Source organism: Idiomarina sp. UBA4206 (genome assembly GCF_002383015.1).
GTDB lineage: Bacteria > Pseudomonadota > Gammaproteobacteria > Enterobacterales > Alteromonadaceae > Idiomarina > Idiomarina abyssalis.
On sequence record NZ_DFTS01000039.1, the window covers coordinates 8,036 to 19,438 of the forward strand.

The window sequence follows — 11,403 nt, forward strand, 5'->3', positions numbered from 1 at the left end:
TCCAGAGCCTGCTTGTTGCCGTACTTAAAATGCTCAAAGTAGGCATTGGTTGTTGCGACAACGGGCAGGCCCTGAACGCTGTCACCTAATGACATAGGTATTGCCCAACTGACTTCGGGGCGTTCACGAATATCTTCAAAGCTTTCCCAGCTCATATTGTTGGTCATGCTGCCAATGTGGAAGACTGAAGACAGTAGTAATTGTGTCTGTCCGGTTCGGGCGCCAATTATTAAGTCAGTGCCAGAAACCGTATTAGCAAAATGACTTTGCACCTGTTCGCGAACCCGTTCCACAGCTAGCAGTAAGGTAACGCTGACGGCAATAGCAATAACAGTCAGCAGAACACTGGCGCGCCTGTTCATTAAGCTTTTTATGGCCAGGCGGATCATGGTTGAGCTCCTGCCTGATTGAGCTCATTAAGCTCAACATGCTTATCAAAGTAGGATGACAATGCAGCGTCATGAGTGACAAAAATAACTGTGGTGTTATTTTGGCTACTGAGCTCAAGCAACAATTGAATAAACGTATCCCGATGCTCGGCGTCGAGTGCAGAGGTTGGTTCATCCGCTATAAGAAGCTTAGGAGCACCCAACAAGGCGCGTGCCGCGGCAACACGTTGCTGCTGACCAACACTCAGAGTATGAGCCGGTTGCTCAATTTGTGCGGAATTTAACCCTAAGCGCTGCAGCATCTCATGTGCTGTCGCTTCAGCAGAGCTGCCTTGTTCTGCGATACGTTGCCGCCTTTTTTTGGAAAATTGACAGGCGAGCAGCGCATTATCTAGAGCCGATAAATAGGGCAGCAAATTGAATTGCTGAAAAATATAGCCAATGTTGTCGGCACGATAACGGTCACGCTGTCTGCCGGACAAACTGGAAAAAGCGGTTTCAAATAGATTTAAAGAGCCACTTTGTGGGGTATTAATGCCGGCCAACAGCGATAGCAGTGTTGATTTACCACTACCGCTGGGGCCGCGCAGCAGCACCGTCTCACCTTGTTTTATCTGCCAGGCAGGAATATCCAGGGTGGGCTGTTGTCCAGACCATGAAAAGAGTAACTTTTCTATGCTGACAGCATGCATTATGTCGGTGCTATGGTTCACTCTAAATTAAGATTTTTTTGCGCGCTCAAAAGAAGACACAATTTCTTCTTTTGCGGCAGCTGCGTCAGCCCAGCCGTCAACCTTAACCCACTTGCCTTTTTCAAGCTCTTTGTAACGCTCGAAGAAGTGAGTGATTTGTGCTTTAAGCAGCTCTGGCAAGTCATCAATGTCGTTGATGTGGTCGTATTCTTTGGTCAGTTTACTCACCGGAACAGCAATGACTTTTGCGTCTTCACCCGACTCGTCCGTCATTTTCAATACGCCAACTGGACGGCATTTGATGACAGAACCTGCCTGCAGAGGGTATGGAGTAGGCACTAACACATCAACCGGGTCGCCATCTAATGACAAGGTTTCGTTAACGAAACCGTAGTTCGCCGGATAGAACATTGGTGTCGACATAAAGCGGTCAACCCAAAGTGTACCAGTGTCTTTATCGACTTCGTATTTGATCGGGTCAGCGTTTGCCGGGATCTCGATAATAACGTTAACTTCTTCAGGCATATTGGCGCCTGCGGTGACGTTTCCTAAGCTCATAGTACTTCCTGCTGTATGTATAAAATAAAAGTTACTGCGCGATTATAACGGTTGGACCTTTTCACGCAATATCGATATCAGTCTAATAAGGTTTTGGGTGCTTACTGTGGTACTCCATACACATATCCACTTCGTTTGCGGACCCCATAACCACGGATACCCGTTGGTGAATATGTTCCGGCACAATCTCCATTAAACGACGATAACCGTCAGTCGCTTTACCGCCGGCTTTTTCAACCAGCATAGACATTGGCGCAACTTCATATAAAAGGCGCAGTTTAAAAGGTTTGTCGGGGTTACGGGCATCCCAGGGGTAAGTGAACAATCCGCCGCGTGAAATCACACGGTGTACGTCGGAGACCATAGCGGCGTTCCAGCGCATATTAAAATTCTTGCCGCGAGGACCTTCTTCACCGTCGAGTAAATCAGTAATATAGGCGCGAATAGGATCGGCCCAGTGACGGCGGTTCGACATATTAATCGCGAACTCTTTGGTGTCTTTCGGAATTTCTGCTTTTTCGTGGGTCAGTAAAAACTCACCAACGGTTTGATCCAGAGTGTAAATGCGCACTGCTTTGCCTGTGGTCATAACCAACATGGTCGCCGGTCCATACAAAACATAGCCTGCTGCTACCTGAGCTTTGCCGGGCTGCAAAAACATGTTCTCGCTGGTTTCTTCGCCTTCGGGCTTGCGCAGAATAGAGAAAATAGTACCAACACCACCATTTATATCGATGTTAGAGCTGCCATCCAACGGGTCAAAGGCAACCAAATAATGTCCTGAATTTGGGCTTTCGACAATGGAATCTTCTTCTTCAGAAGCAATAGCATGTACGTTAGGTGATTCCAGCAACAGAGTTTTTAACAGCTGATTTGCAACAACATCGAGTTTTTTCTGTGTCTCGCCCTGAATGTTTTCATCCAGTGTTGAGCCTAATACACCGGCTAATGCGCCCTGGTGCAGACGGAAAGAAATTTCCTTGGCCGCAATTTGAATGGTGTTAATAACAGAGATAAGCGACTCGCTGGTTTGATCCGCTCTCAGTGTTGGTAATAAACGTTTCATGAAAGTTCCTGCAGCTCTGGTTGTTGGATGCTTACAAATGTATGTTCAGAGAGCGCAAATGATACCTTATTTTTTGGTAAAAATCCTGCTTGTCAGCGACGACGGTGGTACACTTTCGATATTTTTTAAACGAACGGGTTTGGATAACGCATGCACATTCATATCGTCGGGATTTGCGGTACTTTCATGGGGGGCGTCGCCGCTATAGCACAGCAATTGGGACACCGTGTTACCGGGTCTGACGCTCAAGTCTATCCGCCTATGAGTACGCAACTGGAAAATCTCGGCATTGAATTAATGCAGGGATATTCGCAGAACAACTTAAAGCCGCGCCCCGATATGGTGATTATTGGTAACGCGCTAAGCCGCGGTAACGATGAAGTAGAAGCAGTCCTACGCGAGCGCATTCCCTACGTTTCTGGCGCGCAGTGGCTGCACGATAATGTGTTGACTCAACGCTGGGTGCTGGCGGTTGCCGGCACTCATGGAAAAACCACGACAGCCAGTATGCTGAGCTGGATTTTACAAGATAGCGGTTTTGAACCCGGTTTTATGATTGGTGGCGTACCGGGGAATTTCCCTGTGAGTGCACGCCTAACCGATTCCAACTTTTTTGTCATTGAAGCGGACGAGTACGATACGGCCTTCTTCGATAAGCGTTCTAAATTTGTTCATTACGCTCCGGATACTTTGATTCTGAATAACCTTGAGTTCGATCATGCGGATATCTTCCCTGACTTAGCTTCTATTCAGCGACAATTTGCGCATTTACTGCGGGTGGTTCCCGATACCGGACAGGTGATTTTACCCAGCGATGATGCCGCTCTGGAAGCGGTCATTGAGCAAGGTTGCTGGAGCCCGGTCGTACGTGTCGGAGAGGAAGGCGAATGGCAGGCTAAACTGCTTAAAGCTGATGGGACTGAGTTTGAAGTACATTATCAGGGCAAGTGTATCGCACGGGTTAACTGGAACATCCTGGGGACCCACAATGTAAATAACGCCATGATGGCCATTATTGCTGCAGCTCATGTTGGTATTAAAGCAGAGCAAAGCGCACAGGCTCTTGCCTTATTTAAAAGCCCGAAACGGCGCATGGAGTTATTGGGTGAATACGGTGGTATAAAGGTCTTTGATGATTTTGCCCATCACCCCAGTGCAATCAAAACAACCGTATCTGGCTTGCGACAGCATCAACCAACGAGCCGCATTATTGCCGTACTGGAGCCCAGATCAAATACCATGAAAATGGGGGTTCACAGCGATACTCTGGCTGAGTCGTTAGCCGATGCCGACGACATATTTGTACTGCAGCCAGAAGGGCTGAAGTGGCGCTTAGCTGAAAAAATGCCGAATGCTCATGTGTTTGAATCTACAGATGATTTGCTGGCAGGGTTGTTGACCGAAGCGCAAGCGGGGGACTCTGTACTGATTATGAGTAACGGCAGTTTCGATGGCTTGCATCAACGTTTTCTTAAAGCGCTGCAAGAACTGGATGACACAGGAGCCGAGTCATGAAAAACGACAATAGAATCACTGTTGCGATAACCGGCGCCTCGGGTGCCCCTTATGCCCTGCGTTTGCTACAATGCCTACTTGATCAAGATCAACAGGTACTGTTGTTGATCTCAAGTGCCGCGCGAGTAGTGCTGGCCACAGAGCAGAATATGCAAATTCCGGCAGCTCCTGAGAAAGCAGCTTCTATGCTGTGTGAGCACTTTTCGGTAGATGCTGAAAAGCTCAAAGTCTACGGCAAAGAAGAGTGGTTTTCGCCGGTCGCATCTGGTTCAGCGGCACCTGCTAAAATGGTGGTTTGTCCTTGTTCAACCAGTACTTTGTCAGCCATTGCCCATGGCAGTAGCAATACGCTGATCGAGCGAGCTGCCGATGTCGTAATGAAAGAGCGCGGCCAACTTATTTTGGTGCCGAGAGAGTCGCCGCTTTCAACTATTCATTTACAGAATATGCTGCAACTCAGTCAGCAGGGCGTGACCATAATGCCGGCAGCGCCTGGCTTTTATCATCAACCCGAAAGTATTGATGATTTAATTGATTTTATGGTGGCCAGAATTTTAGACCACCTGGGCCTTGAGCAGCGTTTAGTTAGCCGCTGGGGCTATGGAAAGGAGTCATAAAGAGGTTTATGAAAGCTTTAGAAATTGAAGACTTACGCAAAACATACCGCGGTGGCTTTGAAGCCCTGAAAGGTATTAATTTGGTGGTCGAAGAGGGCGATTTCTATGCTCTGCTAGGTCCTAATGGTGCCGGCAAGTCGACCACTATTGGTATTATTTCTTCGCTGGTTAATAAGACGTCAGGCAAGGTAAAGGTATTTGGTTATGACCTGGATACACAACTTACTGACTTAAAACGTCAAATTGGCCTGGTACCTCAGGAGTTTAACTTCAACCAATTTGAAACAGTGCATCAGATAGTGGTGAATCAAGCGGGCTATTACGGTGTGCCTCGTTCGCTAGCGAAAGAACGCTCAGAGAAATACCTTAAACAACTTGGGTTGTGGGATAAGCGTAATGAACCATCGCGGTCGCTTTCCGGTGGTATGAAGCGACGCCTGATGATTGCCCGGGCGTTATTGCACGAACCGAAACTGTTGATTCTTGATGAGCCGACAGCGGGTGTCGATATTGAGCTTAGACGTTCAATGTGGGACTACCTGACAAAAATAAATCAACAAGGCATTACCATCATTTTGACCACACATTATTTAGAAGAGGCGGAAACTCTGTGTCGTAATATAGGCATCATTGATAGTGGTCGTATTATTGAAGACACCTCAATGAAGCGTTTGCTGGCGCAGTTAAGTCGGGAGACTTTTGTGCTGGACCTGGCCCCTGGCCATAACGGAGCTGAGATTAAAGACTTCAACCACCTCTGGAAAGACGAACATACGTTAGAAGTTGAGGTAGATAAGGATGCCGGACTGAATGCGGTATTCGAGCAGCTTTCAGCACAAAAGGTAAAAGTCTTATCGATGCGTAATAAAGCGAACCGTTTAGAGGAGCTGTTTGTGTCTATGGTAGAACAAGGGCGTCAGCAGGAGGCCGCGAAATGAGTCATTCCGCCGCTAACTTTATCGCGTTAAAAACCATCTGGATTAAAGAGTGCACCCGTTTTCTCCGTATTTGGATACAAACTCTGGTACCGCCTGCTATCACTATGACTCTGTATTTTGTCATTTTCGGTAGCATTGTGGGTGAACGAATTGGTGACATGAGTGGCGTGGGTTATATGGAGTTTATTGTGCCCGGGCTTATCATGATGTCAGTCATTACTAACTCCTATTCTAATGTCGCATCGTCATTCTTTAGTGCTAAATTTCAGCGCAACATTGAAGAAATGCTGGTGTCGCCGGTACCTACTGCCGTTATTATTGCCGGTTATGTCGGTGGTGGTATGGCAAGGGCGATGATTGTTGCCGTTATTGTCACCTGCGTATCCTTCTTATTTGCCGATATCCAGATTGCCCATATTGGTTATGTCATCTTAACCGTGGTCTTAACCTCGACCTTATTCTGTCTGGGCGGACTAATTAATGCGGTTTACGGTAAGACTTTTGACGATATTTCTATTGTGCCAACGTTCGTTTTAACGCCTCTTACCTATTTAGGCGGGGTGTTTTACTCAGTCAGCTTGTTACCTGAGTTTTGGCAAAAGGTTTCTATGGCAAACCCTGTTCTTTATATGGTTAACGGTTTTCGTTACGGCTTTTTAGGACAGTCTGATGTAAGCATTGGCCTGGCTATAGGAGTCTTAGTTGGTTTTAATATTCTGTTTTTCGCGGCGGCTTATTATATTCTGGATAAAGGCATAGGAATTCGCTCCTGATGCAGCAGGCAAGACCAGTTACGACGAATCAAAACGGGCCGCACGAAGATACCGAAGCGGTGGTTCGTCGTCATTTGCAAAGCGAGTTTCTGAAGCCGATTCAGGAGCATAACCAGCAGGCGTTTGATGAAATTAACGCACAAGTTGAAAGCTGGGGCGGGCCAATTATTCTCGACTCCTGCTGTGGTGTTGGAGAAAGCACCGCGAAACTGGCAGAGCTTAATCCTCACGCAATGGTTATTGGTGTCGATAAATCGGCGCACCGGGTAGAACGGCACAGCCACTACCAGAGCGGCGAGAATGGTCAGCGCTACTGGGTTGTGCGGGCTGACTTGAATGACTTCTGGCGACTGGCTAACCAGGCGAATTGGCAGCCACAGCAGCATTGCATTTTATATCCCAACCCCTGGCCTAAATCTGCTCACTTATCGCGTCGCTGGCACGGTAGTCCAGTATGGAAAGACGTTGTTGCGCTGGGTGGTCAACTGCAGATGCGTTCAAACTGGAGCCTGTACTTGCTTGAAGTGGCTCAGGCACTTAAGGTGAGCGGGTACCATGCCGATATTTCGTTATTGGCAGACAACGCAGACCCGATAACACCGTTTGAACGTAAATATAAAAACAGCGGCCAGGCGTTATGGCAACTGCATGCGAACCTATCTAAGGAGTCTTGATTGAGCCCCAAAAATGACATAGCGGAAGTCAGCCAGGAATCTCTGTATCGTATATTTACCATACCAGAGGCACCGGACTCGACGCTGGGTAAAATCGAAAAGCACCTTTCAGAAAACCTGATGGGGTTTCTGGGTGAGCACATTGTCGCCCGTGAGAAGCCGTTGCAGGAAATTGAAAGGGACTTCGATAAATCACAGATCCCGGAAGAGCCTCAGTTTGTTTCTGACCATACCGAGTTTCTGCTGGATAAGTTGGTTGCACATTCTGTGCATACAGCATCGCCTCGCTTTATTGGTCACATGACATCGGCCCTGCCGTATTTCCTTTTGCCATTGGCCAAACTGATGGTCGGGCTCAATCAGAACCTGGTAAAAATTGAAACCTCCAAGGCCTTTACGCCTTTAGAGCGTAACGTTATCGGCATGCTGCATCATTTGGTGTATCAACAGGATGCACCGTTCTATAACCGCTGGATGCACAGTGCTCAGCATTCTTTGGGGGCGTTTTGTTCGGGTGGAACCATCGCCAATATGACGGCGCTTTGGGTAGCCCGTAACCGCTTATTGCAGGCTGACGGTGACTTTGCCGGTATTGCAGCCGATGGCCTGGCTGCCGGTCTTCAGCATTATGGCTACTCTAAGCTAACGGTGGTGGTGTCTGAGCGAGGGCACTATTCGCTGAGCAAAGCAGCTGATGTACTGGGTATTGGTCGTAAGAATTTAGTCTCAGTGGCGACAGACAGTGATAACCGCATTCGTATAGATGAGTTGCGTAAGACCTGTGAACAGATTGCAAAAGAGGGCGGCAAGGTGCTGGCGCTGGTTGGTGTTGCAGGTACAACGGAAACGGGGCACATTGATCCGCTGGACGATATGGCAGCGGTTGCGGAAGAAGTGGATGCTCACTTTCATGTTGATGCTGCCTGGGGTGGGGCAACGTTATTGTCTGAACAGCACCGTCCGTTATTGGCTGGTATTGAACGGGCCGACAGTGTCACTATTGATGCTCACAAACAAATGTATGTGCCTATGGGTGCGGGTTTGGTGTTGTTTAAGAATCCGTCTTTGGTCAAATCTATAGAACACCATGCGGAATACATTATTCGTCAGGGCTCTAAGGATTTGGGTTCGCATTCAATGGAAGGTTCGCGAGCGGGTATGGCCATGATGGTATTTTCGGCTATGCACGTTATTGGGCGCCGGGGTTATGAATTACTGATTAATAACAGCATTGATAAAGCGCGTTATTTCTCAAAGCTCATTGCAGAGCAGGACGATTTTGAAGTGATTACAGAGCCTGAGCTTTGTATTTTAACGTACCGTTTTGTTCCGGCTAAAGTGAAAGCGGCTCTGGAAAAAGCAACGCCTGAGCAGCTGGCGCGGCTGACTCCTCATTTGAATGCCCTGACCCGCTATATTCAAAAGCGTCAGCGGGAAAGTGGCCAATCTTTTGTGTCGCGTACGAAGCTAACGCCAGGCCAATATCACCATGAGCCAACCGTGGTGTTTCGTGTGGTGCTGGCTAACCCATTAACAACCGATGAAATGCTGCAGGAAGTTTTGAATGAGCAGCGTCAAATTGCCTCAAAAGCGACCAGTTTGCGAGGCGCACTGCATACCGAAATGCGTGAACTCGGTATGCTTACCTAGCGCTGGTGTTGGAAACCCTTAGGTTGTCAATCAGGCGCGTTTTTCCCATAAAGGCGGCTGCCAGGATTACCCACTCAGTGTCCTCGGCGGTCGCTTCCTGCAAGTCTTTTGCATTACGAATACTGAAGTAGTCAGGTACAAAGCCTGCTTGACTTAAATCTTCTTCGGCTGCTTTTTCCAGTTCAGAAAAGTTAGTGCTTACACTCAGTTCAACTTTGGTTTTTTGAAGAGTCCGGTAAAGTGCGGCCGCTTGTTGCTTTTGTTCAGGCGATAAATAACCGTTGCGCGAGCTCATCGCTAAGCCACTGGTTTCGCGCTGAGTTGGTGCGCCCAGAACTTCAACGGGTAAGCTTAAGTCCTGTGTCATTAAACGAATGACCTGTAACTGCTGATAGTCTTTTTCGCCAAATACGGCTAACTGCGGCTGTACCATATTAAAGAGTTTGCAGACAATGGTCGCGACTCCGGTGAAATGCCCCGGGCGACTGGCTCCGCATAAAATGTCACTAATACCGGGTACTTCAATACGAGTCTGTTTGTCCAGGCCTCTGGGGTAAACGTCACTGACCTGTGGCGTAAATACGGCAGAAACACCAAGGGCATCCAATGCCTGGCAGTCGGCTTCTAAAGTGCGCGGATAGCTGTCGAGATCTTCGTTTGCTCCAAATTGCATAGGGTTCACAAAAATACTAACGACAACGTTATCGCAACGCTCCAGCGCTGTTTTTACCAGATGCAGGTGTCCATCGTGTAAGTTACCCATGGTCGGTACCAGAGCAACTTCTGATTGTTGCTGGCGCCACTTCCGAAGCTCAGCCAGTGACTTTAGTACTCTCATTTATAGCTGTGCTCTGAAGTTGGGAATTCGCCTGACCGTACCTGCTCTGCAAATGAGCGAAAGGCATCGGCAAGAGAGCCGCCCTGGCCTAAGAAGTCTTTAGCGAACTTAGGCAAATAGTCGCTGTTCATGCCCAGCATGTCGTGCATAACCAGAATTTGTCCGTCGGTATCGGCACCTGCGCCAATACCAATGGTTGGAATGGATAGCTGCTCTGTAATGCGCTTACCAAGTGAAGCCGGAACGCACTCCAGAACAAGCAACTGAGCCCCCGCTTTTTCAAGCAATAGTGCCTGATTGAGCGTATCGTCAGCTTGCTGTTGCTCTTTACCCTGCACTTTATAGCCCCCCAGAACATTCACCGACTGTGGCAATAATCCCAGATGTGCGCAGACCGGAATGCCGCGAGTTTTTAAGCCTTCAATGGTCTCGACTAACCACTGTCCGCCTTCTAACTTAACCATATTTGCACCAGCCTGCATTAAGCGGGCGGCAACCTTGTAGGTTTGCTCGGGGGTGCTGTAAGTCATGAAAGGCATATCGGCTATAACAAAGGCGTCGCTGGCGCCACGACGAACGCACTGCGTATGGTAGACCATATCGTCGGTGGTAACCGGTACAGTTGAATCCCGGCCCTGTACGACATTACCCAGGGAGTCACCGACAAGAATAAAGTCCACGCCCTGTTCGGTCATAAGTTTGGCAAAGCTTGAATCGTATGCAGTCAGGGAGCTTATCTTGGTCCCTTCTTTTTTCATTTTCTGTAACGTTGCAATGCTGGTTTTGGTTGTTGCCATAACGCACCTTCAGCAGTATTAGATTATGATGTCAGACGAACAGATTATCACGTCTAAGCCGTCTTCGGTAAGTGCCTCTGCCTGTTGCTTAACGGTATTTCCGTTCGGAAGAAGTTTATCCGGCGCTATTTCGGCTAAAGGGAAAAGAACAAAGTTACGTTCGTATAAGCCTGGGTGGGGCACTTTCAATTGCTCGGAATGATGCTGTTGCTCACCAAACAGAAGCAAATCAAGATCCAGCGTGCGTTCTCCCCAGTGTCTCACTCGTTTGCGACCAAATGCATCTTCAATATCGTGTAAGGCCTGAAGAAGTTCGGCTGCTGTTAACTCTGTCGTTACTGAGCAAACGGCATTAACGTAGTCTGGCTGATCCTGAGGACCCATTGGCTTGCTACCGTAAAGAGACGAATAGGCTAATAACTGCCAGCGCGAGTCCTTGCTCAGAGCCTGTAATGCCGACAGAAGGTTGTCTGTCGGCTGGCCCAGATTACTCCCTAGTGCAATAAAGGCCTTATGTGGCGTCATTGCCTTTATTTTCCTGAGGTTTACGACGCGGCCCACGGCGTCTGCGTGGTTTGCGGCGGCTGCTTCCGGGGCCTGGCTTTGAAGCTTTTAGTTGAGCCGGGTTGTCCTGTGCTTTGCTCCAGTGGGCCGCAAGTTCAGACAGTTTTTTGTCACCGCTTTCGGCAAATGAACGCAGTAAAAGAAAGTCGTAAGCGGCACGGAAGCGTTTGTGCTCCAACACCTTCATGGCACGAACGCCTTTAGTCACATTCAGCCGGCGCTGTAATTGCCAGATATCTCTTGCTGGCAGGCTAAAACGCTTAGGCAGTGATACGCGCTGTGACTGTCTGTGAATAACGTCAGCCGCTGCAACATTGAGGGCATCCATTGGC

At 48.4% G+C, this 11,403-nt stretch carries 12 protein-coding genes and 2 pseudogenes; 6 read left to right on the top strand and 8 right to left on the bottom strand.

The window, feature by feature from the left end; translation table 11 throughout:
- The 4 genes and pseudogenes from B3180_RS08065 to B3180_RS08080 form a co-directional block, all read right to left on the bottom strand.
- Positions 1-389 (bottom strand): annotated as a pseudogene (locus B3180_RS08065) (ABC transporter permease); the annotation flags it as partial.
- Positions 386-1,081 carry an ABC transporter ATP-binding protein gene (locus tag B3180_RS08070; RefSeq protein ID WP_278358403.1) on the bottom strand — a complete coding sequence of 232 codons (696 nt, stop codon included), beginning with the start codon at positions 1,079-1,081 and terminating at the stop codon, positions 386-388. The gene B3180_RS08070 and the pseudogene B3180_RS08065, both read right to left, overlap by 4 nt.
- 27 nt (positions 1,082-1,108) lie before the next feature.
- Positions 1,109-1,639 carry an inorganic diphosphatase gene (ppa, locus tag B3180_RS08075; RefSeq protein ID WP_054489667.1) on the bottom strand — a complete coding sequence of 177 codons (531 nt, stop codon included), beginning with the start codon at positions 1,637-1,639 and terminating at the stop codon, positions 1,109-1,111.
- Positions 1,640-1,721: 82 nt separating this feature from the next.
- A complete protein-coding gene (locus B3180_RS08080; RefSeq protein WP_054489665.1) occupies positions 1,722-2,705 on the bottom strand; it encodes a class 1 fructose-bisphosphatase in 984 nt (327 codons plus the stop codon).
- A 150-nt stretch (positions 2,706-2,855) separates the two neighbouring features.
- Here B3180_RS08080 and mpl point away from each other — a divergent pair, with 150 nt between their 5' ends.
- From mpl to panP, 6 genes are read left to right on the top strand one after another with little or no spacing between them, the layout of a single operon-like run.
- A complete protein-coding gene (mpl, locus tag B3180_RS08085) occupies positions 2,856-4,220 on the top strand; it encodes a UDP-N-acetylmuramate:L-alanyl-gamma-D-glutamyl-meso-diaminopimelate ligase (protein WP_222235832.1) in 1,365 nt (454 codons plus the stop codon).
- Positions 4,217-4,837: a flavin prenyltransferase UbiX gene (locus tag B3180_RS08090; RefSeq protein WP_222235831.1), complete on the top strand. Its 621-nt coding sequence runs from the start codon at positions 4,217-4,219 to the stop codon at positions 4,835-4,837. The genes mpl and B3180_RS08090 overlap by 4 nt, the downstream gene beginning before the upstream one ends.
- Positions 4,838-4,845: 8 nt before the next feature.
- Positions 4,846-5,775 carry an ABC transporter ATP-binding protein gene (locus B3180_RS08095; RefSeq protein ID WP_054489657.1) on the top strand — a complete coding sequence of 310 codons (930 nt, stop codon included), beginning with the start codon at positions 4,846-4,848 and terminating at the stop codon, positions 5,773-5,775.
- Complete coding sequence (locus B3180_RS08100) at positions 5,772-6,548, top strand: ABC transporter permease (protein WP_054489655.1); 777 nt, start codon at positions 5,772-5,774, stop codon at positions 6,546-6,548. Before B3180_RS08095 ends, B3180_RS08100 begins: the two co-directional genes overlap by 4 nt.
- Entirely contained in the window at positions 6,548-7,222 is a 675-nt protein-coding gene (gene trmB, locus B3180_RS08105) for a tRNA (guanine(46)-N(7))-methyltransferase TrmB (RefSeq protein WP_271331662.1), read from the top strand. Before B3180_RS08100 ends, trmB begins: the two co-directional genes overlap by 1 nt.
- Entirely contained in the window at positions 7,223-8,872 is a 1,650-nt protein-coding gene (gene panP, locus B3180_RS08110) for a pyridoxal-dependent aspartate 1-decarboxylase PanP (protein WP_278358404.1), read from the top strand.
- Here panP and panC read toward each other — a convergent pair.
- The 4 genes and pseudogenes from panC to B3180_RS08130 all read right to left on the bottom strand — a co-directional run.
- A complete protein-coding gene (gene panC / locus B3180_RS08115; RefSeq protein WP_278358405.1) occupies positions 8,865-9,710 on the bottom strand; it encodes a pantoate--beta-alanine ligase in 846 nt (281 codons plus the stop codon). The two genes, panP and panC, sit on opposite strands and share 8 nt — an antisense overlap.
- A complete protein-coding gene (gene panB, locus B3180_RS08120; protein ID WP_278358406.1) occupies positions 9,707-10,507 on the bottom strand; it encodes a 3-methyl-2-oxobutanoate hydroxymethyltransferase in 801 nt (266 codons plus the stop codon). The genes panC and panB overlap by 4 nt, the downstream gene beginning before the upstream one ends.
- A gap of 18 nt (positions 10,508-10,525) precedes the next feature.
- Positions 10,526-11,032, bottom strand: coding sequence for a 2-amino-4-hydroxy-6-hydroxymethyldihydropteridine diphosphokinase (gene folK / locus B3180_RS08125; protein ID WP_278358407.1), 507 nt, complete (start codon positions 11,030-11,032; stop codon positions 10,526-10,528).
- Positions 11,019-11,403, bottom strand: a pseudogene (locus B3180_RS08130) (polynucleotide adenylyltransferase PcnB); the annotation flags it as partial. The gene folK and the pseudogene B3180_RS08130, both read right to left, overlap by 14 nt.

Excerpts from the sequence above, each read along its gene's own strand:
- B3180_RS08070 (WP_278358403.1), bottom strand. The coding sequence starts at position 1,081 with ATGCATGCTGTCAGCATAGAAAAGTTACTCTTTTCATGGTCTGGACAA.
- ppa (WP_054489667.1), bottom strand. The coding sequence starts at position 1,639 with ATGAGCTTAGGAAACGTCACCGCAGGCGCCAATATGCCTGAAGAAGTT.
- B3180_RS08080 (WP_054489665.1), bottom strand. The coding sequence starts at position 2,705 with ATGAAACGTTTATTACCAACACTGAGAGCGGATCAAACCAGCGAGTCG.
- mpl (WP_222235832.1), top strand. The coding sequence starts at position 2,856 with ATGCACATTCATATCGTCGGGATTTGCGGTACTTTCATGGGGGGCGTC.
- B3180_RS08090 (WP_222235831.1), top strand. The coding sequence starts at position 4,217 with ATGAAAAACGACAATAGAATCACTGTTGCGATAACCGGCGCCTCGGGT.
- B3180_RS08095 (WP_054489657.1), top strand. The coding sequence starts at position 4,846 with ATGAAAGCTTTAGAAATTGAAGACTTACGCAAAACATACCGCGGTGGC.
- B3180_RS08100 (WP_054489655.1), top strand. The coding sequence starts at position 5,772 with ATGAGTCATTCCGCCGCTAACTTTATCGCGTTAAAAACCATCTGGATT.
- trmB (WP_271331662.1), top strand. The coding sequence starts at position 6,548 with ATGCAGCAGGCAAGACCAGTTACGACGAATCAAAACGGGCCGCACGAA.
- panC (WP_278358405.1), bottom strand. The coding sequence starts at position 9,710 with ATGAGAGTACTAAAGTCACTGGCTGAGCTTCGGAAGTGGCGCCAGCAA.
- panB (WP_278358406.1), bottom strand. The coding sequence starts at position 10,507 with ATGGCAACAACCAAAACCAGCATTGCAACGTTACAGAAAATGAAAAAA.
- folK (WP_278358407.1), bottom strand. The coding sequence starts at position 11,032 with ATGACGCCACATAAGGCCTTTATTGCACTAGGGAGTAATCTGGGCCAG.